The following is a 23,366-nucleotide window of genomic DNA, read 5'->3' on the forward strand; positions in this document are numbered from 1 at the left end:
AAATGAAAACACGAGTGGACATCGTTACTGGTTTTTTGGATTCTGGAAAAACAACTTATGTGAATACCTTGCTGCAGATTCAAGCGCAATCAGCTGAAAAAATTGTTGTTGTGCAATTTGAAGCAGGCGAGGTTAACATAGATTATGGCGTTCAAAAGGAGAATATGGTTTTTGTCAATGCGCTGGAGGGGGAAGCTCCGTTGGATGCTCCTTATTTGGTGAGCATTATAGAAAAATATTCCCCCGATAAAATAATCATTGAGTACAACGGAATGTATGATGTACAAGAGGTATTCACTTTATTTGAACAGAATGGGGTGAGAGGAAAGTGTGTGCTGGGGAATATTATATGCCTTGTGGATGCAACAACCTTTGAAGTGTATATGAATAATCTTGGGGAAATATTGAAAAATCAAATTGCTACGGCAGATCGAATTATATTAAATAAAGTAACCCATGGACAAGAAGAAACCTTGAAAAGCGTGGAAAAGCGCATGAGAGCGTTGAATAAGAAAGCGGAGCTTTTTACGGTGGAGCTATTTGACGATGAAATTTCTCAGGCCGTGGAAACAGATTTTGAGGTGGCTGCAAATATTGAGGCTGCTCCAAAGGGAAGGCTGTCAAATATTTCGTTTGGCATATTTTTGTTGTTTGCCCTTACATATTTAGCCTTATCTGTGGTGCGAGGGTTAAATGCCAGTGAAATTAGGCTTGATTTTTCAGGTTTTGAAGGGTTTTACATGGTTTTTTTAAGCATTTTAATGCAAACCTTTCCGTTTATGTTGATAGGGGTATTTGTTTCGTCGGGAATACAAGTGTTTTTTTCCAATGAAGCGATTGTGAAGCTTTTTCCGAAAAAATTTGGATTAGGGTTTTTGACGGCAATGTTTGGCGGATTATTTTTACCTGTTTGCGAATGTGCTATTGTGCCTGTGATGACGGGTTTGGTGAAAAAAGGTGTTGCTTTGCCCATTGCCGTTACATTTATGCTAGCTGCGCCGATTATTAACCCAATTGTTATTATATCAACCTATTATGCCTTTCCGGGACACCCGGAATTTGTAATTTTTAGAGTTTATTTTGGGCTGGTCATTGCCCTTGTGGTGGGGATTTTGTTAATGATTTTTCCGGAAACGAAGGTTGCCCTGCTGGAACAAGCGAATAGCTTGACATGCGACTGCGTTTATTGCACTATAGAAAGAAATGAAAAAAAAGGCCTTAGGGAAAAGCTGAGGCTGCTGTTTTTGCATGCAGGTGAGGATTTTTTCAATGCAGGCAAATATCTTGTAATCGGTGCTTTTTTAACAAGTCTGATTCAAGTTATGGTTCCCAAAAATATTTTTTTAGAGCTGGGAACAAAAGACGGCTTATCCCTAATTGTCATGATGGCGACAGCCTTTTTGTTTTCCGTTTGCTCCACTTCCGATGCTTTTATTGCAAGAAGCTTTTGGAACAGCTTTTCTGCCGGTTCCATTATGGGATTTCTTGTGTTTGGCCCGATGATGGACATTAAAAATCTTTTTATGCTGCTTGGAAGCTTTCGAAAAACCTTTGTTGTAAAGCTTGTGCTGCTGATTACCTGTGTGGCTTTTTTACTGCTATATTTTTTAACATTTATTATAATTTAGGTGGGATGCATTGTGAAGTGGCTGAAAACAAGAAACTATAATATAGACGCTGCCATTAAGGCAGTGGTAATGCTGGGGTTTGCGCTGTTTTTTTTCCAGACAATACGCTCCGGTCAGGTTTTAAAATATGTTCATCCCAGAAATGTGCCGGTAATCAAGTTTGCGGTTGTTGCCATGGTATTAATTTCTGCTTTTTTGATTCCGGAGGTGTTTAAGCCTCAAAGGGTGAAAAAGGGCGTTGGCTCCCTTTTGTTTTTTGTGCTACCCCTTTTGATGGCGGTTTTGCTTCCGACCCAGAGCTTTAATGCAGCTTCATTATCTTACGGGAGTTTAAGTGTGGGGGGAGGCTTGGCAAATACAGCAGTTGCAGACACGAATACGACATTGGTGGATAAGAGCGAAAATTTTGAGGGGAATCAATATTTTGACCCAGGTGTGGAGGCGTATTCCGACGGCGAAACCAAAGGGAATATGGATACTTATGGTGTTGATGTTAGTGTGTTTGAAGAAAATGAAAATGAATTTTCGTTGGTGAACGGAACTGTTATGGTAGACACCGATAATTATGTAAAGTGGATGGAAGAATTATACGATAATTTGGATAGATATATTGGGAAGAAAATTCAAGTAGAGGGCTTTATTTATAAGGATGAACAATTTGAGGACAATGCGTTTGCATTGGCAAGAATGATGATGGTTTGTTGTGCCGCCGATATGCAGACCATTGGCTTTTTATGCAGTTACCAGAATGCAGACCAACTGCAGTTGGATGCCTGGATAAAGGTATATGGCATCATTGAAAAAGGTGAGTTAGACGGAAGTGAGATTGCCAAAATTAAAGTGGAGCAGATCGAAAATACGGAAAAGCCGGAAATGGATTATGTTTATCCGTTTTAATTAAAAATTTCATTACAAAAAATCATTGTGAAAAAAACAGAATAGGCGTAAAATGATGCAGTGAATTGAAATGATCTTTTTCAGGGAAATGTTTTCAAAGATTTGAGCGATACCTCTGTATTTGGGAGTAATAAAATATGAAAAAAATTAGAAATTCCTTGGCATTTTTATATGGTGATCCCATTTTGTTTGCGGCTTTTGTGCTTGCTTTGCTTTCTGCACTATTTGTACATCCGTCAAAAAATTATGTGACATACTTGGATTTACGGGTTTTAAGCCTGCTGTTTTCCATGATGCTGGTGGTGGCTGGCTTTCAAAGAGCCGGCATTTTTAGCCGTGTTATTGCGTACTTATTTAAATTTGTGCATACTACCCGTATGCTGATTTTTGTTTTCGTGGGTGTGTGTTTTTTTGGCAGTATGTTGATTACCAATGATGTTGCCCTAATTACCTTTGTACCCCTTTGCATTATAACGCTGACGCAGACGGAGAAAGGAAAGCTTTTGATTCCGGTCATTGTTTTGCAGACGATTGCAGCAAATTTGGGAAGTATGCTCACACCCCTTGGGAATCCCCAAAACTTATTTTTGTATACCGCTTTCAATATGACAATGGGACAGTTTTTAAAGACAATGGCAATACCGTCGGCAATTTCCTTTTTGTTGCTTGTGGCGGCAATTTTACTTATTCCATCAGAGCAGATTGAGTCTCCTCCAAAACAGCAAGGAGCAGATAGGGTGGGGAAGAAGGCTGCTTTATGGTGTGTCCTGTTTTTTGCGTGTCTGCTTGCGGTTTTACGCATTCTTCCCTATAGTATTGTACTTGTCATCGTTTTGGCAGGAGCTTTTTTGTTTGAACGAAAAACGTTGCTTTGGGTGGATTATGGACTGCTGTTGACCTTTATTTTTCTGTTTGTATTTATCGGAAATATGAAAAATATTCCTATTGTTAGTGACACACTTTCCAGGCTTGTTGACACCCGAGAGATGGCGGTGGCAATTTTGCTTAGCCAAGTAATCAGTAATGTGCCTGCGGCAATGCTTCTTTCTAAGTTTACCACAAATTATTCTGCATTACTGATAGGCGTAAACCTTGGTGGATTGGGTACATTAATTGCTTCAATGGCCAGCGTTATTTCGTATAAGCTTTATGCTTTTACGAAGGATGCCGAGACAGGCAAATATCTTGCTGTATTCACCGGGTGGAACCTCTTGTTCCTTGGGATTTTATGGGTAAGCGCTTTGTTTTTATGAGAGGACAATGGCAAAAAACACACCTATTTTGTCATAAAAGCCTTTTTTCAAGCCTTTCATGCATAGTATTTTTTCTTTTGCAAATACTTGCTTTGAGGTGATAAATTATGGCAAAGGACAGCCAGCTTGATCCAAAATGGATTCGTAAAGAAAAAGCCCAGGGCGGGTCTACCATGGCAGAAAGTGCAATGGACGGAGAAGGGCGAAACAACAAGAAACAATCGGGGAATCGCCATAAACCGGGAGCCGATAAAAACTAGAAAAAGGAATAAAATACAGTTTCGGAAAGATTTTAGGGTGTCAACAAAGTCGACACCCTTTTTTCATGGAGCGTTGTATTCTCCCAAGACTTTGCTAAAATTCTATCTTAGGGATGTGTGCTGTCTATAAAGGAAGGGGGATGCATGGCATTTTTCCTTTATCGGTGATTGATATGGGAAAATAAACTTAATGGAGAATTATTGATACCACATTTTAATAAAAATTCGTTGATGCTTTTATTTTCGTCCTCCCCCTTGCTTCCGGTGCGGCCCATGCGGTCACAAAACCCAAGCAAAGCAATTTCCCGTATGTCGGTGTCTGCCTTCATGGCCTGAAGATTTCCAAAGGGTAGTTTTTTTAGAATATATAATGGATGCATATGATATTTGACCAACATACTAACCTTTTTTATGAGGGCTTCATCCTCTGTTAGCTCAGACAAAAATTCAACTGCCATATGCATGCCAACGGTATCATGCTCATAGGCCGTTATCCGTCCTCGACGCTCTCTGGTTGTTTTTGATTTTCCCAGGTCGTGCAAAAGGGCAGCCCACATAAAAACAAGGGGATCCCGGCTTTGCTGGCGCACCTGTGCCCCATAATCCACAACCAAGCAAACATGATTCCACACGCAGCCCTCGGGATGATGGATAGGGGATTGGGGGATATCTTCTAATATTTTTAACATTGTAAAAGGGTACTCGTCAAAATCTCCGGCAGCCAATCGCTGATTTAAGTATTCTGAGGGTTTAAAGTCGGCGCATAAATGCCTAGTCAAATCCGAGAACAGTTCCTTTGACGTGGAGGAACTCTTTATTTTTGTTTGAAGGAGTTGGCTGTTTTCCATATTGCTTTGTTCTGAAAAGCTTTGACTTTCTGTTTTTTGATGATTCATTTCATTCACCTCTGACCTTATTTTTAGCGCAGATGCATTTGTTTATTCCTAATTTGAGAAACAGAAATTTTTTAAAAAAGTTTTAAAGAAAGAGCCAGTATTTATATTTAGAAATCAAAAAAATGACAAAATAAAAAAGACTGTGCAAAAGCGCTCCATTTTTCGGATTTTTTTTGCAAAGTCTTTTTTTATCAGTATAATAAATTCACCAAAAAGATTGAAAATACAGGCACATAAGTAATTAACAGCAGGTTGATCACCAATAAAATATAGAAGGGCACAGCTTCTTTAATAAAGGCTGCCGTTTTACATTTTGTGATCCCGCAGGTAACAAACATCAGCGTTCCCATGGGAGGGGACAATGCACCAATGGCATTATTGAAGATATAAATCATGGCAAACTGAATTTCATTAATTCCATAGCTTGCTGCAATGGGGGCAAGCAGAGGAACCAAAATGATCATGGAGGCATTGCCTTCTATAAACATGCCAACCATTAACAAGAAAATATTGATAACCAATAAGAAAATATATTTATTATGAATTGTTCCAACAATCCATTCTGTTAACTGCTGAGGAATGCGCTCTTTGGTCAAAATCCAAGAAAAAGCACTGGCCGCAGCCACAATCAGCATAATGGATGAAGTGGTACAAACGGTTTCTTTTAGGCCCTGGAATGTATTTTTTAAGTTCAGCTCCTTGTAGAATACACCAAGGAGTACTGCATAAAGAATGGCAATTGCACCGGCTTCTGTTGCGGTAAAGATACCAAAACGGATACCGCCAATAATTAGGATAGGCAAGCACAAAGGCAAAATTGCAGGTTTTGCTGCTGCTGCGAATTCCCTCGGTGAGGCCTTTTCTTTATAAAGGGGCTGATAACCACGTTTTACGGAAATAAAACGTACCAAAATCATCATTGTGGTACACAATAAAGTACCAATTCCCAAGCCAGACATAAACAGCTTGCCAATGGAAACATTGGCGATACAACCATATAAAATCATGGCGATGCCGGGAGGAATCAGCGGTGTTATCATGGAAGAGGTTGCTGTAACAACTGTGGAAAATTCTTTGGAAAAACCTTTTGCTTCCATTTCAGGAACCAGCATTTTTGACTGCATTGCAGCATCTGCTAAGTTTGAACCGGATAAACCGCCCATTAATGTAGAAAGCAATACATTTACCTGCGCAAGCCCACCGGGCATACGTCCTGTGAGTATGGCACAAAAATCCATGATACGCTTTGTTACGCCTGTATAATTCATTAAAATACCTGCACAAACGAAAAAAGGAATTGCCAATAAGGATATACTTTCAACACCAGTAATCGCTCTTTGGGCAAACATAATGGTGTTTATATTCGGATTTAGAACAAAATAAACTGCGGAACCGCCTAATACGGATAAATATACAGGAACCTTTAAAAATAACAGCACCAACAGCACAATGGCGGAAAGAGCAAGCACACTATTCACTTTCAACCGCCTCCTTTGCTTCGGATTTTACACCCTTAAAGAGGGCATAGAAATAGTTAATAATCATCAAGAGATAGGATACAGGTGCAATACCATAAATGAATTTGTAAGGAATTCCTAACATGGGTGTTGAACGTCCACTTTTTATAAAAAGCTCGATAAAGCCGATACTTTGCTTAAATAAGTAAGAAATAACTGCTACCACAACAACAGAAATAAAAACGGTAAACACTTTTTGAAGCTTTTTGGGCATCAAATCAACCACCATCTCAATGGCAACATGATTGCCAAAACGGAAAGCCGCACCCGCCGCTGCGAAAACGATCCAAAGCATGCAGGCAAGCTGCACCTCTTCTAACCAAGTGAAGGGCGCACCAATGACACGGCGCCAAACAACGCCTAAAAACGTAAGAACTACCAGAATGGCAAGAGCCGTTCCGGCAACAAATACATCAATATTAGCGAGTACAGATAAGATTTTTTTATTGTTTCTCATATTCGCTCCCTCTAATCAATTTCTGAAAATTACGGCGGAAGGGAGTTCCCACCGCCGCAAAAATCAGTTTGTATTTTGGATGAAATTTATTTTGCACCCATTGCAGCGCGAACTGTGTCGTAAAGACCTTCGGACCAACCGAATGTGTCGCCCTGTTCGTAGAATGATTGTGCTTTTTCACGGAAGCCAGCTATAACTTCTTCTGTAGGTTCTACAACAGTTACGCCTTCATCCTTCATCTTCTGCAAATAATCTGCTTCGGATTCTTCTTGGATTTGATTGTTGTAAATACCTGCTTCTTTGCCTGTTTTTGTAAGGATATTCTGTTGTTCTTCTGTCAAAGAGTTGAACCAATCGCTAGAGCAAACCCATGTTGTAAAGTTCAAAACGTGACCATCCAAGATCAAATTTTTAGCAACTTCGTGCAACTTACGACCATACAGTGTTGAAAGAGGATTTTCAGCGCCATCGATTGTTTTTGTCTGTAATGCCTGATATACATCGCCAAGGCTCATGCCTGTTGCAGCAGCGCCTAAAGCATTAAACCCTAAGGTTTGAATCTGGTTGCTTGGTACACGAATTTTCATGCCGGCTAAATCTGCTACTGTGTTAACGGGCTTTACTGTCAAGGTATGGCGAGAGCCATATGCCCAGTTGGATGCAATGAGCTTCAAGCCCTTTTCTTCTAATTTTGCTTCTTGTTCCTTGTACCAGTCGGATTCAATCAATGTCCAGCACTGATCCCAATTGTCAAACAAGAATGGTCCAAAAACGATACCAAAATCGGGTACGCCATAGTCAGCGTAGAAAGCACCGTCAGCCAAGGTAGCAACATTTTCACCTAAAAGCATGGAGTCAATGAGGTCGGTTTTATTGCCCAGCTGAGAGTCAGGGTAGAGTACGATTTCCATTGTGCCGCCGGATTCTTCATCCACTAAATCTGCCCATTTTTGCAAAGCCTGTCCGATGGGCTCGGTCATGGAGTTTTCAAACCCAATCTGCAGTGTTACTTTGTCTGCAGGTGCTGCAGCCCCTCCCTGATCAGCAGGTGTTTCTGCGGGTTTGCTGCCGCAACCGGCAAGAGAAGCTACGGAGATTGCTGTAATACACATAGAAGCGATTAATTTTTTAAATTTCATTTCTTTTTCCCCTTTCAATTCTTTTTTTATTAAATTCACCTAATTTTTATTTGGTGAAATCCAATACTACCTTTAACATTTTATCAGCATTTTTGGAAAAATCATCAAGAGCCTGTGGGCCATCTGTCCATTTATAACGGTTTGTTACTACTTTATTTAATTTTACATCATGATTCAATACTAAATCGATTAACTCATTAAAATCTTTTTTCAGTGCATTGCGTGAACCGTAAATATTCAGTTCTTTTTTCTGAATAATTGTAAAGAAAAAATCATCAATATTTTTCTTGGAAACCCCAATCAAAACCACTTTGCCGCCAAAGCAGGCAGCATCCATACAGTTTTGAAAGGTGACAGGGAGACCAACTGCCTCAATGGCCACATCAAAGCCATTTCCATTTGTACATTCGGCAACCCCCTTTTGAAATACTTCAGGGGAGCTGTTTAAAAGCTTATGGTGAATTTCAAAGGTTTCGTAGGCATAATTTAGCTTTTCTTCTGCCACGTCGCAAATAGTAACTTCCGCACCCTTTGCCTTTGCTGCAATAGCAGCCAAAACGCCGATTGTGCCGGCACCCATAATTAATACCTTGTCACCCGGCTGCACCTCCGCACGGGATATACCATGATAGCTAATGCAAAAAGGCTCAATCAAGGCCAATGTTTCGGCATCCAGACCCTTACCATCATAAATTCTTTCCAAGGGCATGGTAATATATTCACTAAATGCACCTTCGCGTTGTACCCCCATGGTCTGGTTATCCTGACACACGTTTACACTGCCTTTTTGACAAGAATAGCATTCACCGCAGTTAAAATAGGGATTGCAGGTTACAATCATACCGGGTTTTAAGCCATATTCATTTTCGTCAACCTCAATAATTTCTGCCGAAAATTCGTGTCCTGGAATACGAGGGTAGGAAACATAGGCGTTTGCGCCTCGATAAGAGCTTAAATCACTGCCACAAATACCGCCGTAGAGAAGCTTTAGTAACGCCTCGCCTTTTTTGGGAATGGGCTTTTCAATCTCGGCAATTGCCGCATTCCCTGGTGAAATAATTTTAAGAGCTTTCATAATATAAAAACCTTCCTTTTTTAACAGTCATCTGAGATGTTTTACTTGATGTATACATCACCCTATAACAGGAGTATAATTGCTTTTGCTAGTGTGTGTCAACTTAAAAATCTCATTCCGCTTAATTTTCAATAGTATAAACAATTTTGATAGGTGATTTTTAAGCAAATTAAACAAAAAAGCACATTAAAATCTTGAGAACTAGTTTTAACAAAAAAAGTGAGTGATAAAACAACTTTTAAAAAATTAAAAAATAAATTGAATTATGTCGCATGATGTATCCAAATAGAGAGCACATGCACAATCAATGTTTTTTGAAACAACATTTAGTATTTCAATTTTTTATAAATATAAGCAAGAAAATTTTAATAGTGCATACAGTTTCTCCCAGAAAAAAGAAAATATATAAAAAATTGCATAAGAGAATTTGCCTTTTCTAGAAAAGTTTTGCTCAAAATTTTATTTTTCTCTTTGCAAATTAAAAAATATGTAGTATACTTTATCCAACTTTTTTTGGGGGAGGAACTTAGGGATGGCTGCAAAAGAAAGTTTGAAGCAAAAAGCTTATCATGATATAAAAGAAAAGATCATTCGCTGTGAATATGCACCGGGTGCAATGCTTAATGAGGAGGCTCTGCGAGAGGAATTGCATGTGAGCAGAACGCCAATCCGCGATGCACTTAGCCGATTGGAGCAAGAAGGCTTAATTTCTATTTTGCCCAAGAAGGGGATTGAGGTATCTGGCTTATCCATCAATGATATTAATTTGATTTTTGAGGTGCGCCTTCTCTATGAACCATATGCTCTTTTAAAATATGGCTCGAAAATTAAGGATGAGGTAATTTATAAATTTTTTGATACGTTTTCTTCTCCTGCCCATACCTTCAGTGAGGAGGAATATTATTTTTTGGACGATGCCTTTCATGTAGCCATTGTAGGAGCCATTCAGAATCCATATTTATTAAAGACCTATGACTGGATTCATAATCAAAATCTACGTTTTCGTGTTATGACGGGGCAATTTGTTGATTTGCGCTTAGAGATGACAAATAAGGAGCACTTAAGCATTGTGACTGCATGCTTGAAGCATGACTGGGAGTTGGCGGCAAAGGAAATGGAGATGCATTTGATGGCTTCAAAAAGTGCTACTTTTGATTTGGTTTTAGATAAAAAGAGTACTAAAATTCATCATAAAAAGTAATGCTGAAATCATTTGTATGAGTACATTTCTTATGAATTGTTTTGCGATAAAAAACTGAATAAAAATGGAACAAAAGGTTCAAAGTATGATATGTCTCTTGAAAAGAAGAGGCATATTTTTTTATATTTCAACAAAAATAACAGGGTATAAAGAAGTTTGTATACATCAAAAAGAAACAAAAAAAGAAGTGTTTACCTCAAAATGCACAAAAAATGGAGAGCTATATTGTTTTGATTAACTAAAAATACAATATTTAAATTTTTGTTGTATACAACAGGACAACTTTTGTTGTATACTGTTGCTGTGAATATCTTAAACCAAAAAAATTTGGAGGTATAAGGTTTATGAAAAAAATAAATGAAGTGTTGACTCCTCAAGCTCCGGCTTTGAAGGAAAAAGTATTGCAGTTTGGAGAAGGCAATTTTCTTCGTGCCTTTACGGATTGGATGATAAATAAAGCAAATAAGCAAGGTTGTTTTGATGGCTCTATTGTTTTGTGCCAGCCCATTGCAAAGGGTATGGGCGAGATCATTAATTCTCAAGATGGTATGTATACTTTGATTATGCGGGGGATTGAAAACGGTCAAGCCGTTGAAAAAATTGAACCGAACACATCAGTTTCTCGTTGTATCAATCCTTATGAGGATTATGAGGCCTTGTTGTCAATGGCTCGCTCCAAGGATTTGAAGGTGGTAATTTCCAATACAACAGAAGCGGGCATTGCTTACAAAGCAGGAGATAAGCTGAATGATCGCCCGGCACAGTCCTTTCCTGCAAAGGTTTGCGCTTTTTTATATGAAAGATATCAGACTTTTAATGGTGCCAAGGACATGGGCTTATTGTTTTTGCCAGTTGAATTAATTGATAACAACGGGGCAAACTTATTGCGTATCGTTTTGCAGTATGCCGAGGAATGGGGCTTGGAGGAAGGCTTTAAAACCTGGGTGAGGGAAAGCAATCATTTCTGTTCCACCTTGGTTGACCGTATCGTAACCGGCTATCCTGGGGATGAATTGGAATATTTCTATAATGAAATGGGCTATGAGGATCAATGCCTTGTAACCAGTGAAGTGTTTAACCTTTGGGTCATCGAAGGGAAAAAGGAATGGGCGGAGATTTTACCAATTCACAAAACAGATGCAAACGTAATTTGGACAGAGGATGTAACACCGTACAAAAAACGTAAGGTTCGAATTTTAAACGGTGGCCATACCGCAACGGTTTTGGCAGCATATTTGGCAGGGCATAACATTGTTTTGGAAATGATGAACGACCCCTTATTTGAAAAATATTTAGACCAGCTTCTTTACGGAGAAATTATTCCAACGTTGGATTTACCAAAGGCGGACTTGGAACAGTTTGCTTCTGACGTAAAGGATCGTTTCCGCAACCCTTATATTAAGCATAAGCTGTTGGATATTTCCTTAAACTCTTGCTCGAAATGGTGTGCAAGATGTATGCCTAGTTTGCTTGGATATGTGAAGGAAAAAGATGAATTACCTAAGGCATTGGCCTTCTCCTTGGCAGCATTTATTCGCTTTTACAAGGGAAAAATGGAAAATGGAAGCTATGTTGGAATGCGTGGGGATGGAACATCTTACACCATTAAAGATGATAAAGAAGTTTTGGAATATTTTGCAAAGCTTTGGACAGAAAAGGATGCAGAGGGCATCGCTGAAGCAGTTTTATCTAATACTGCTTTTTGGGATGGTACCGATTTGAATGCCGTTGACGGCTTAACTGCATTGGTTGCTTTCTATTTAAAAGCAATGAATGAAAAAGACGTGAAGGAAGTGCTTACTTCCCTTCTGGCTTAAGGAGTGTTAAACCATGAAGGATAATATTATTATTGTTAATCCAAAGGACAGTGTTGCCGTGGTTCTTTGCGATATTAAAAAAGGTGAGTCTTGTCAGTGCGGCCAGGTTATCCTTACGGCAAAAGACGATATTGCTTTTGGCCATAAAATTGCCCTTTTTGACATGAAAGAAGGGGAGAACGTGATAAAATATGCAAGCCCCATTGGGCATGCTACGAAAAATATTGAAAAAGGCGAGCATGTTCACGTGCACAATGTAAAAACCAATTTGGCTGAAAGCGGGGAGTATGTTTTTTCTGGCAACCAGGAATATGCTTGGAATGCCAGGGACGAGTATTTTATGGGTTACAGAAGGAAAGATGGACGAGTAGGTGTGAGAAATGAAATTTGGATTGTGCCTACAGTAGGCTGTGTAAACAAAACAGCGGAACGCCTGGCGAAGGAAGCTGAAAAATTGGGAATTGACGTTCTTGCCATGACCCATCCTTACGGCTGTTCACAAATGGGTGACGATCAGACCATGACACAGAAGACCTTAGCGGCTTTGGTGAATCATCCCAATGCAGGGGGTGTTCTGGTTTTGTCCTTGGGATGTGAAAACAACAATTTAGATGTATTTCAACCCTTTTTAGGAGAGTACGACAGCGAGAGAGTTCGCTTTATGATTACACAAACAGAAGAGGATGAGATGGAAGCGGGGTTAGCCCATATCAAGGCCCTTTCCAGCCTTATCGAAAAAGACAAAAGAGAAAAGGTTCCCCTTGGGGAGCTGATTATTGGGTTTAAATGCGGTGGTTCCGATGCATTTTCCGGCATCACCGCAAACCCCCTGTGCGGTCGCTTGACCAACTTACACACCTCTGCAGGCGGACGGGCAATTTTAACGGAGGTGCCTGAAATGTTTGGCGCTGAGGATAGCTTGTTTGCTCGTTGCGAAAGCAAAGAGGTATTTGACCAGGCAACAGAAATGATTAATGCATTTAAAGACTACTATGTAAGCCATAACCAGGTTGTATATGAAAACCCTTCGCCCGGCAATAAGGCAGGGGGAATAACGACACTGGAGGAAAAATCCCTTGGGTGTATTCAAAAGGGTGGTGAGGCTACCGTTACCGATGTTTTGGCTTATGCAAAACCAGTGAAGCAGGCAGGGCTTTCCTTATTAACGGGCCCAGGTAACGATATGGTATCCTGTACTAACCTTGCGGCTTCAGGGGCGCATATCATCCTCTTTACTACAGGACGAGGTACGCCTTTTGGTACTGTCGTACCTACAATAAAGATTTCATCAAACTCAGCTTTGGCGGAGCATAAGGCAAATTGGATAGATTTTAATGCAGGAATGATTTTAGAAGGAACAACTTTTGAAGAAGCTGGGAAAATGCTTATGGATTTATTGAAAGAAACAGCCAGCGGCAAGCTTGCCAAAAATGAAAAAAACGGATACAGAGAGATTGCAATTTTTAAAGATGGGGTGACATTATAATGATTCAGTTAAGACCAAAAAATGAGTGTATGTTTGATCAGATTTCCTTAGGTGAAGTAATGTTGAGATTGGATCCCGGCGAGGGCAGAATCAAAACAGCAAGACAATTTCGTGCATGGGAAGGTGGCGGTGAATATAACGTTGCCCGTGGGCTTCGTCGTTGCTTTGGCTATAAAACAGCCATTTTAACAGCTTTTGCCGATAATGAAATCGGTCGTTTGATTGAAGATTTTATTTTGCAAGGTGGCGTAGATACCTCCTTTATTAAATGGCTGCCTTATGACGGCATTGGCAGAACCACACGCAATGGCTTGAATTTTACAGAAAGAGGTCATGGCGTGCGTGGTGCTGTAGGTGTTTCCGATCGTGGCAACTCTGCAATTTCCCAGATGAAGCCCGGCGATTTTGATTTCGACTATTTGTTTGGTACTTTGGGTGTTCGTTGGCTGCATACCGGTGGTATTTTTGCAGCTTTGTCTGAAAATAGTGCGGCAGTAACCATCGAAGCCGTGAAGGCAGCGAAAAAATATGGTACCGTCGTTTCCTATGATTTAAACTACCGTCCTTCCATGTGGAAATCCATCGGTGGACAGGAGAAGGCCCAGACAGTGAATAAAGAAATTGCAAAATATATCGATGTTATGATTGGTAATGAAGAAGACTTCACGGCTTGCCTCGGCTTTGAAATTGAAGGAAACGACGAAAACTTGGTTGCATTAAACTTAGACGGTTACAAAAAAATGATGGCAAAGGCTGCGAAAGCATACCCTAATTTTAAGGTAATGGCTACCACATTGAGAAGTGTAAAAACTGCGACAGTAAATGATTGGGCGGCAATGTGCTGGGCAAACGGAGAAATTTATTTCTCAAAAAAATATGATGGTCTGGAAATTATGGATCGTGTTGGTGGCGGTGACAGCTTTGCCTCCGGTTTGATTTTCGGCTTAATGGAAACAGCTGATCCCCAGGTTGCTGTAAACTATGGTGCTGCTCATGGTGCACTAGCAATGACAACACCCGGTGATACCAGTATGGCAAGCCGCAAAGAAGTAGAAGCTTTAATGGGTGGTGCAGGTGCTAGAGTACAGCGCTAAGGAGGAAAATATGATAATTGCAGAAAAAATCTCTAAAATTGGTGTGGTGCCTGTTATTAAATTGGAACGACCCCAGGAGGATGCATTGCCCTTGGCAAAAGCACTTTCGGAAGGTGGACTGCCTGTTGCGGAAATTACTTTCCGTGCAGCAGGTGCAGAAAAAGCCATTAAGCTGATGCGTGAAAATTATCCAGATATGATTGTCGGCGCAGGCACGGTTTTGTATAAAGAGCAGGTTGATAGAGCTTTGGAAGCAGGGGCACAGTTTATAGTATCCCCTGGATTTAATCCCAAAATTGCGGCTTATTGCATTGAAAAGAACGTGCCTATTTTTCCTGGTTGCGTTACACCCACGGAAATCGAAGCAGCACACGATTTGGGCTTAACTACCTTTAAATTTTTCCCTGCACAGCAGTATGGCGGCTTATCTACCATTAAAGCGTTGTCCGCTCCATATCATCAATTTCAATTTATGCCCACAGGCGGCATAAGTTTGGACAATTTAAAGGAATATCTCTCCTTTAAGAGCATTTGTGCCGTTGGAGGTTCTTTTATGGTAACGGATAAATTAATCAATGCAAAAGCATGGGATGAAATTACTTTAATTTGCCGTAAGGCGGCGGATATTGTTGCCGAAGTAAGAGCTTAAAAATTTTGGGGCATTTAACAAAGGCTATTTGATAAATTTAAAATTGTTTCTTCTGTTTATTTATCGTTCATCCTTTAAGCAAAATTTAATGGAAATCAAAAGAGCTGAAGCATTTCATTTTTATGAGTGCTTCAGCTCTTTTTGATTACAACCTTAGAATAATAGTGTTTTGGAGATGTTTATTTATTTATATTTTAAATTCCGAAATAAGGTCTTTTAATATATTGGATTGACCGGACAATTCTTCGCTTGCCGCTGCGCTTTCCTCAGCAGTTGCGGCATTTGTTTGAATAACTGAGGAAATTTGCTCTATACCTTGGTTTATTTGAAGGATTGCCGTTGCCTGTGCTTGAGAGGCCTGGGCAATCTGCTCAATTAAAGTGATGGCGGCTTTGGTTGCATTCCCGCTCGCATCCAGAGAACCTGCGGTTTTATCGGCAATTTGCGCACCGTTATTCACCGCGTTAATTGTATGTTCAATTAAAACTGTGGTATTTTTAGCGGCTTCAGCCGATTTTCCTGCCAAATTTCTTACTTCATCTGCAACAACAGCAAAACCCTTGCCGGCTGCCCCAGCACGAGCAGCTTCTATAGCAGCATTTAGTGCCAGAATATTTGTCTGGAAGGCGATGTCCTCAATGATTTTGATAATTTTTGAAATTTCCGCGGATTTGGCGGAAATCTCGTTCATGGCCTGGGTCATTTCTGTCATTTGACCGTTGCTTATCGTCATTTCTTTTCCGGCAAATTCAGCTTTTTCTTGCGCGGTTGCCGTATGATTTGCGTTTTGCTTAATTTGGTCGGCAACATCGGCAATCGCTGCGGATAATTCTTCGATGGAGCTGGCTTGCTCCGTTGCTCCTTGGGAAAGGGCCTGTGCCCCGTTAGCAACCTGCTCCGCACCACAATGCACCTGTTCTGCCGATTGATTGATCTGTACCAGAGTTTCGGTTAGGTTTGAAAGTAAGTCGTGCATACTGTCTTTCAGCTTTTTAAATTGCCCTACATATTCTCTTTGCAGCTCAAATTTTAAATTGCCCATAGATATTTCACGAAGGGCATCTGCAATTTCATCAATATAGCCTTGATAGTTTTGTAATTGTTCAATGGTTGAACCAAAAGCACTTGCCAGTTGCCCGATTTCATCATTGGATTGCACTGAAAGCTCAACATTAAATTGACCTTGGGCAATTTGCTGCGCTGCACTTGTAACTTTTTTAATTGGCTTGGCAATTCCTCCGCTGATATAATAAGTGATTGCAGCAACAATAAGTAAAACAATTGCAGCAAGGATTGCAACAATTTTTAATGTTGAGAATGCACCTTCATTTAAAATGTCATGTACATGCCCGATTGGCACACCAACAAAGTAGGCACCGATGATTTGATTACTTGCGTCATAGATTGGGTGGTAATTGGTCGCATACCTTGTGCCTAAAATATCGGTTTCGCCTGAAAATGTATTGCCATTTATAAGCTCTTGATAAGCCTGCCCACTAGTTTCTAAGCTTGAGCCAATGACTCTTTCGCCGTTTTCGTCTTTAATTGTGGTTAAAACACGCTGAAAATCATCACCTTTTTTAACAAAAACAGTGGCAACAACCTCCATGTCCTCCGTAAATTGGTCTATGTATGCAAAATTCCCCGCAATGGGACGATTATTGCGATCAATCAATTCACCATAGGAATTTAAATTGAGCAACCCAAATTGCTCCTCAAGATATGATCCCAACATATTATTTGAACTGGATAATCTTTCGTCAATTAAAGTATTCATGATTTTTTTTGTATTTATCGAGCTCTCCCATAGACTGATTGCTGTAGTAAGGGATGATGCGAGAAAAACCAAAATTAGAATTGTAAAAATTAGTTTGTTTTTTATACTTTTCATTTGTAATTCCTCCTTGATTTAAAAAAAAATTTCGTTGCTGGTGGTTTTGATTTTTGTTTAGACGATTAAAAGTATTAAATACTGAGCGAAACAAAAAGCGTCATTCCACGTTACAATAATTTATTAATGCCATCCTTTCCAATAATATCATTATAATCTATTTATTGCTAAAAGTATATATTCTTTTAATAAACCATAGTATTTTTATAACCAAAAAATGGTAAAATTCTTATAAATAATCAAAATATATCTATTTATTAAAAAAAATTGAATAAAAATACAGAACAATAAAAAAAGATAACAGTTATGTTTTTTCATTGAATTTATTTATTATTAGAAAATAAAAGTTTTTTAAAGAAAACCTTTATAAAAGCAATGAATTTTAATTATATACTCTAAAAAAAGAGTTTTTTAGCAAATTAAAGCGAATTTTTGTAATATTCCTTTCTTTTTAGCATATTTTTGTTATAATTATTTTAAAGTATGTTTTATATGTTTATTTCCAAATTACCGTAACTCATTTTAGGGAAGAGGTTTATATTTCGCTTTGGGAAGTGGGAGAGTATGTTTCGCATAAAAAATAGTATCGTTAGAAAAATAGGAATTACAATTTTTTTATTTGTGTTACTTATCTTTGTTATATATTACAACTTTTTGAATATTCAAATTAAATCTTATTTGGAGCAGCAAGGAAAGGAACAATTAAAAAACGAATCAGAATATCTCTGCGCCGAAATTGAATCTTATTTGCAAAAATACATAGTAATTGTAGAACAGGCAAAAATGGATTCCGAGTTCAAAAATATTGCGAAAGAAGTAGAGGATCGTTATTCGAAACGAGAAAACCCAACCTATGCTAAGGTATGCGATAAGCTTGTTGATATTTGCAGCTTGGATGAGAATATTGCTCAAGCATATATTGCGTTGGGAAATGCAGATGATTTAATTACAAATATTTATGATTTTGACATGGAGCCGGATTATGATTTGTCAAAAAGGGAATGGTATGTCGATACCATAGAGCAAAATAAAACAACAATATCGGCTCCTTATGTGGATTTAATTACACATAAAACTGCCATCACAATTTCTGCACCTTTGTCAGATAATAACGGGGTATATGGTGTATTTGGTCTTGATATTTTAATAGAAGATATTAATACCATCATGAATGAATTTAATGCTGGTATTAATTCAAGCGTCGGCTTATTCTATAATAGCGGGCGTGTTTTGTATTATCAAAACGTAAATGATGCAGATAAAACCGAAAAAATCTACATACAAGATATTTTTGATGAGGAAATTGCCCCCAAAATGCTTTCGGGGGAAAGCGGTGTGGCCCGATATACCGATCAGGGACAAGAAAAATATATTGCTTATTTTCCTGTGAACAATACACATATTATTGTTTACAATGAAATTTTAAGATCAAAAATATTAGCTCCCATTAATCAATTTGTATTTGTAAATTTATTGATTCTAATTTTAATTATCTTTATTTTATTCATTGGTTTATCTGCTTTGGAAAAATTTTTTTCTTCTCCGTTGATTATGATTTGCAAGCAAATGCAAAATTTTACCAATGAAAGGTCTATAAAATTACCGCAAAATATATTGGATAGAAATGACGAAATCGGTGTTTTGGGAAACGGATTTATTTATATGATTAAAAAAATATCGAATTATATATTAAGGCTTGAGCAAAAGAATCAAGAGCTCTATGATGCAAAAGAAACTATGAATAAAGAAAGATTAAGGTTTAAAACAACACTTCGTTCCCTTGGAGATGGGATAATATCCACAGATCATAACGGGAACATTCAAATTATGAATGATGCGGCAGAAGGGTTAACAGGTTGGCAAAAAGACGACGCTGCCGGACTACCATTTGAAACAATATTCCGTATCATTGATGAAATTTCTGGTGAGATAACAATGAGTCCTGTACAACGGGTGTTGGTAGAGAACGAAATGGAGGCGGTGGAGGAAAACATCATTTTAATAAAGAAGAGTTGTGAGAAGATTCCAATCGAAGCATGCACAACACCAATTTTAGATGATGCAGGCAATATCACCGGAGTGGTAATTGTTTTTCGTGACTGTACAGCAAAAAAGGAAAAGGAGGCTGAGATTTCTTACCTAAGCTATCACGATCAATTGACAGGATTAAACAATAGACATTTTTTTGAAAAAGAATTAAAGACATTGGATAAGGAGTGCCATCTGCCATTATCCTTGGCATTAATTGATGTGAATGGATTGAAACTGACTAACGATGCATTTGGTCATCAAGAGGGAGACAAGCTGTTGCAAATTATTGCTGAAACCTTGAAATTAAGTTGCAGAAAAAACGATATGATATGCCGTATCGGTGGGGATGAATTTATTCTGTTGTTACCCAAAACCAATAGAGACGCAGTGGAAAGAATTATGAAGCGGATTGATTTTCAAATTGGAGAATTAAGTTTGAATGATACAATGATTTCTGTTTCCATTGGCTGGGATACAAAGGTTTCTTTGGAACAAAATATTATGGATGTTTATGCAAAAGCGGAAGAATATATGTATCATAAAAAACTTACGGAAAGCCAAAATATGAAGAAAAAAACAATTCAGACAATCGTCAAAACTTTTCACGAAAACAATGATAGAGAGAGGATTCATTCTGAAGGCGTAGGGGAAGCGAGCAGAAAAATTGGAGAGGCACTCAGTCTGAATGAAGAATATTTGCGTGAGGTGGAGCAGGCGGGGATTTTGCATGATATTGGAAAGGTTGCTGTTGACGTTGAACTTCTCAAAAAACCTGGAAAGCTAACTTCTTCGGAATATGAAATAGTCAAGAGACATGCAGAGGCGGGCTATCATATTCTGAAATCGGTGGATGCCTATGCAAATCTATCGGAGTATGTTTTGGCGCATCATGAGCATTGGGACGGTTCAGGCTATCCCAGGGGCTTAAAAGGTACAGAAATACCTCTCGTATCAAGAATCGTTATGATTGCAGGTGCTTATGAGGCGATGACAACGGAAAGCAATTATCGAAAGGCCTTAACCAAGGAGGAGGCAATTTGTGAATTGATTCGGTGTTCCGGAAAGCAGTTTGATCCACGTGTTACGGCTGTATTTGTAAATGTTTTGAGAAGTCAAGATTGAAATGTAGGAATGAAGCTATGAAGGTATTATCATTGCTGTGAACACCCCATCCAAATTGATGGGGTGTTGTTTGTGTATCGTTTTTTCGCAAAAGTTCATTTTACGAAACGGCTGCGCAGTAGGGCAATCCAGCGTTCAAATGGTTTTTTTTATTAATTTTTATTATAAGTAATTTGTCTTGAAAATGAATTCAAAAAAAATTATATTTGTTTAGGACAAGTATGAACCATTTTGATAGGACAAACATAATATAAAGTAAGCACAGAAGAAAGGAAGTTAAAAGCAAAACAGCAGAAAAAGCAGGGGATTTGTGTTTGAGGTTGGTATCAAAGTTCATGGAATGATGGATAAAAAGCAAAAAAAGCCTATAAGAAAACTCCTTTTTACCCTTTCGGGAAAGCTCAAAGCTGCGTGTTTGGATGCGATGACCAAAAACGGCAATGGCCTGAGTTGCCTCGAAAGGGATGTTTTTTGACGTGAAAAAGTATTTACTTATTGAAAGTTGGTTTCTTTGGCTGAAAATTTGGGGTTTTAAAATTGCAATATTAAGAAATGTTTAAGGTTGGTTCTTAATGATTAGCGTGTTTTTGAAGTTTGTGCAAAATAGCGGTTCTATTAAAAAAAGATCATCGCTGCTTTTTACTGCTTTAAACTTCAAGGGGTCGCAAAAAAATATGTACCATAGTTTTCCAGGGCACTGTTTCCCATGGTTGGAAGCACGGTGTCAACTTGTACCTTCCTGTTTTGTTCATAGGTACCCAAAAAATGTAAAAGTCACTGATTGAAGTTTGCCGAATACTTCCCTTAAAATAGCCTAGTACCAATAAAGTTTGTATACGTTTTCGCTCAAATGTGGTAAACTAGTAAAGGCTCAGGATGTTTTTTTAACTGCATTCGCCACTTGAGTTTCCTGGTGAGCTGTTTTTTAACCATAATGATGCGCTTCATTTATAATGAATCTATTTTTTAGATGAAAATTACAGGAAAAATATTTATTTTGAGCATCAAAAAATGGTTTATTTAAAATATTAGTTAGTGAGGAAAGCTTATGCAAGGCAACAAGAAGTTTTGGCGCATTTTTTTGATTTTCGTTATATTTTTCGGAGTGGTATTTTTTTTGATTTTTGATTATTCATGGCGCTGTAAATGCTTTATTGAAGAGCAAACTTATACTGCCCTTCGTAAGCAGGCAGAAACTGTGCGGAATGATTTTTGGCAAAGATTAGAGGGGGAATTTACACTGCTAGATTCTTTTTCTGATTATATGGGCAAAGAGGATGATTTTTCCTTAGAAAAAATTCGTGATTTTAAAGATGAGAACAGTTTTTTGCAAGTTTTCGAAAAATTCGCAATTGCTGATGTAGAAACGGGGCTTGTGGAATTTGAAGATGGCACGTATGTTGATATTTCTCAAAAAAAAGCTTATATAAATGCCATTCGTGGAGAACGAGACATTGATTATTTTCAACACGACGGGGCAGACATGGGCAAGCTGATATTAGCAACACCCATATATCAAGAAAATAGGATTACGGGTGTATTAATTGCCGTTTTAAATGATGCTGTGGCAGAAAAACAAACCCCTATGGTGTCCTTTGAGGAGAGTGGTTTTGTTTGCGTGACAGATCAACAGGGAAATGCTTTAAGATTTGCCCATCCATATGAATCCTTTGATCTACAAGGCAATATTTTTGCATATTTTGATGCAAAAAATGTGAATACAGGTGAGATGATTTCTGATATGGGCAATGATTTAATCAATTCCTTTTCCTACGACAATGGGGAGGAAAAGTGGTATACTGCATATATTCCCCTGGGAATAAATGATTGGTATATTTTTTGTTTTGCGCCAAATGTGTTAACGACGGGAGTCACCGGCGAATTTGAATCCATGGAAACGTTTTTTATAATACAAATGTTTCTTCTTTTTGGAGTGGCCTGCATTTTCATCTATTTCTTAATGTGGCGTGCAGCAACTCAGATTAAAAAAGAGAATGAGTGTTTAAAAACGGCAGAAGAGGTTGCGGGCGTTGTTTCCTTTGAGGGAAATTATCAAAAAGATACCTTTGTGGTAAGCGACAATTATTTTAAGCAGTTTGGCAGAAGTCCTGTATGGCATAAAATAAGCGACTTTGGAAAACCCCATCCATTTATTTTGAAAGAAGATCAAGAGGCCTTTTTGAAAATGGGGCAAAGTTTAATTGCAGGCAAGGAAACGGGTAATGTGCAATATCGGTTTTTCGGAAGTGATGGAAAAATCCAATGGAATCAGTTTGTATATCGTGTATGGTATGATAGACATGGTCGTCCCAAGAAGTGTTATGGGATGATTATGCCGATTGATCAGCAGATGAAAGAAATTTCAAAGCTGCAAACACAGGTTGAAAAGGACCCGTTGACGGGTGTGCTAAACCGAATGGCATTTGAATTTTATGTGAATCATTGCTTTAAGGAAGAATTAGGCGAACAAACGCATGCTCTATTGTTGCTTGATTTGGACAATTTTAAGCAAATAAATGACGGCTACGGACATGTTTTAGGAGACTATGCCCTAATTACAACTGCCGAGCTTTTAAAAGCTTGTGTTCGCAATAGCGATTTTGTAGGCCGTCTTGGTGGGGATGAGTTTGTGGTATTTTTGAGAAATGTAAATAAGGAGCAGGCCGCAAATAAAGCCGGAGAAATTTGTGAGGCACTTGAGAAGGCGGAAATGAAATCCAATGAAGCGATTGTAACCTGTAGCATTGGAATTGCCTGCTTTCCCAAGGATGGGTGCAATTTTAGCGAGCTTTATGGGCGTGCAGACCAAGGCTTGTATAAAGTGAAAGGAAGCGGCAAAAATAGTTTTTACATGGTAGATTAATTTGAATGTCGAAAGGTTGCAAATCTAAAAGCCATTGATTTTTTGATGGCTTTTGCTTGGCAATGAAAAAGAATTATTAAAAAATTACTT

At 38.5% G+C, this 23,366-nt stretch carries 17 protein-coding genes; 11 read left to right on the forward strand and 6 right to left on the reverse strand.

The window, feature by feature from the left end; translation table 11 throughout:
* The first annotated feature begins 2 nt into the window (after positions 1 to 2).
* The 4 genes from CLNEO_RS07830 to CLNEO_RS16120 all read left to right on the forward strand — a co-directional run bounded on the left by CLNEO_RS07830 (position 3) and on the right by CLNEO_RS16120 (position 4,038).
* Complete coding sequence (locus CLNEO_RS07830) at positions 3 to 1,628, forward strand: permease (protein ID WP_066086952.1); 1,626 nt, start codon at positions 3 to 5, stop codon at positions 1,626 to 1,628.
* A 12-nt stretch (positions 1,629 to 1,640) separates the two neighbouring features.
* A complete protein-coding gene (locus tag CLNEO_RS07835) occupies positions 1,641 to 2,525 on the forward strand; it encodes a TIGR03943 family putative permease subunit (RefSeq protein WP_066086955.1) in 885 nt (294 codons plus the stop codon).
* Positions 2,526 to 2,662: 137 nt separating this feature from the next.
* Positions 2,663 to 3,778 carry an SLC13 family permease gene (locus tag CLNEO_RS07840; RefSeq protein WP_066086958.1) on the forward strand — a complete coding sequence of 372 codons (1,116 nt, stop codon included), beginning with the start codon at positions 2,663 to 2,665 and terminating at the stop codon, positions 3,776 to 3,778.
* Between the two features lie 107 nt (positions 3,779 to 3,885).
* On the forward strand, positions 3,886 to 4,038 hold the full coding sequence (locus CLNEO_RS16120; RefSeq protein WP_164493069.1) for a hypothetical protein: 153 nt from the start codon (positions 3,886 to 3,888) through the stop codon (positions 4,036 to 4,038).
* Positions 4,039 to 4,196: 158 nt separating this feature from the next.
* Here CLNEO_RS16120 and CLNEO_RS07845 read toward each other — a convergent pair whose 3' ends face one another.
* The 5 genes from CLNEO_RS07845 to CLNEO_RS07865 all read right to left on the reverse strand — a co-directional run bounded on the left by CLNEO_RS07845 (position 4,197) and on the right by CLNEO_RS07865 (position 9,122).
* Positions 4,197 to 4,934 (reverse strand): HDIG domain-containing metalloprotein, encoded by a 738-nt coding sequence (locus CLNEO_RS07845; RefSeq protein ID WP_242864184.1) that lies wholly within the window; start codon positions 4,932 to 4,934, stop codon positions 4,197 to 4,199.
* A 191-nt stretch (positions 4,935 to 5,125) separates the two neighbouring features.
* Positions 5,126 to 6,412 carry a TRAP transporter large permease gene (locus CLNEO_RS07850; protein WP_066086961.1) on the reverse strand — a complete coding sequence of 429 codons (1,287 nt, stop codon included), beginning with the start codon at positions 6,410 to 6,412 and terminating at the stop codon, positions 5,126 to 5,128.
* Positions 6,405 to 6,908 (reverse strand): TRAP transporter small permease, encoded by a 504-nt coding sequence (locus tag CLNEO_RS07855; protein ID WP_066086964.1) that lies wholly within the window; start codon positions 6,906 to 6,908, stop codon positions 6,405 to 6,407. The genes CLNEO_RS07850 and CLNEO_RS07855 overlap by 8 nt, the downstream gene beginning before the upstream one ends.
* Positions 6,909 to 6,994: 86 nt before the next feature.
* On the reverse strand, positions 6,995 to 8,047 hold the full coding sequence (locus CLNEO_RS07860) for a C4-dicarboxylate TRAP transporter substrate-binding protein (protein WP_066086967.1): 1,053 nt from the start codon (positions 8,045 to 8,047) through the stop codon (positions 6,995 to 6,997).
* 46 nt (positions 8,048 to 8,093) lie between these two features.
* A complete protein-coding gene (locus CLNEO_RS07865) occupies positions 8,094 to 9,122 on the reverse strand; it encodes a zinc-binding alcohol dehydrogenase family protein (protein ID WP_066086970.1) in 1,029 nt (342 codons plus the stop codon).
* A gap of 532 nt (positions 9,123 to 9,654) precedes the next feature.
* On the opposite strand from CLNEO_RS07865, the gene CLNEO_RS07870 reads away from it, so the two are divergent.
* The 5 genes from CLNEO_RS07870 (at position 9,655) to CLNEO_RS07890 (ending at position 15,369) form a co-directional block, all read left to right on the forward strand.
* Positions 9,655 to 10,323 (forward strand): GntR family transcriptional regulator, encoded by a 669-nt coding sequence (locus tag CLNEO_RS07870; RefSeq protein WP_066086972.1) that lies wholly within the window; start codon positions 9,655 to 9,657, stop codon positions 10,321 to 10,323.
* A 344-nt stretch (positions 10,324 to 10,667) separates the two neighbouring features.
* Entirely contained in the window at positions 10,668 to 12,140 is a 1,473-nt protein-coding gene (locus CLNEO_RS07875; RefSeq protein WP_066086974.1) for a tagaturonate reductase, read from the forward strand.
* A gap of 13 nt (positions 12,141 to 12,153) precedes the next feature.
* Positions 12,154 to 13,626: a UxaA family hydrolase gene (locus CLNEO_RS07880; RefSeq protein WP_066086977.1), complete on the forward strand. Its 1,473-nt coding sequence runs from the start codon at positions 12,154 to 12,156 to the stop codon at positions 13,624 to 13,626.
* Positions 13,623 to 14,720, forward strand: a complete 1,098-nt coding sequence (locus tag CLNEO_RS07885) for a sugar kinase (protein WP_066086980.1) — start codon at positions 13,623 to 13,625, stop codon at positions 14,718 to 14,720. Before CLNEO_RS07880 ends, CLNEO_RS07885 begins: the two co-directional genes overlap by 4 nt.
* A gap of 10 nt (positions 14,721 to 14,730) precedes the next feature.
* Positions 14,731 to 15,369, forward strand: coding sequence for a bifunctional 4-hydroxy-2-oxoglutarate aldolase/2-dehydro-3-deoxy-phosphogluconate aldolase (locus tag CLNEO_RS07890; protein ID WP_066086983.1), 639 nt, complete (start codon positions 14,731 to 14,733; stop codon positions 15,367 to 15,369).
* 187 nt (positions 15,370 to 15,556) lie between these two features.
* Here CLNEO_RS07890 and CLNEO_RS07895 read toward each other — a convergent pair whose 3' ends face one another.
* Entirely contained in the window at positions 15,557 to 17,260 is a 1,704-nt protein-coding gene (locus CLNEO_RS07895; RefSeq protein ID WP_066086985.1) for a methyl-accepting chemotaxis protein, read from the reverse strand.
* A 564-nt stretch (positions 17,261 to 17,824) separates the two neighbouring features.
* Between CLNEO_RS07895 and CLNEO_RS07900 the strand changes: the two genes are divergently transcribed.
* Positions 17,825 to 20,413: an HD domain-containing phosphohydrolase gene (locus CLNEO_RS07900; protein WP_066086988.1), complete on the forward strand. Its 2,589-nt coding sequence runs from the start codon at positions 17,825 to 17,827 to the stop codon at positions 20,411 to 20,413.
* Positions 20,414 to 21,530: 1,117 nt separating this feature from the next.
* Positions 21,531 to 23,276 carry a sensor domain-containing diguanylate cyclase gene (locus CLNEO_RS07905; protein WP_157723513.1) on the forward strand — a complete coding sequence of 582 codons (1,746 nt, stop codon included), beginning with the start codon at positions 21,531 to 21,533 and terminating at the stop codon, positions 23,274 to 23,276.
* Positions 23,277 to 23,366 lie beyond the last annotated feature (90 nt).

This window comes from Anaerotignum neopropionicum (assembly GCF_001571775.1).
GTDB lineage: Bacteria > Bacillota > Clostridia > Lachnospirales > Anaerotignaceae > Chakrabartyella > Chakrabartyella neopropionicum.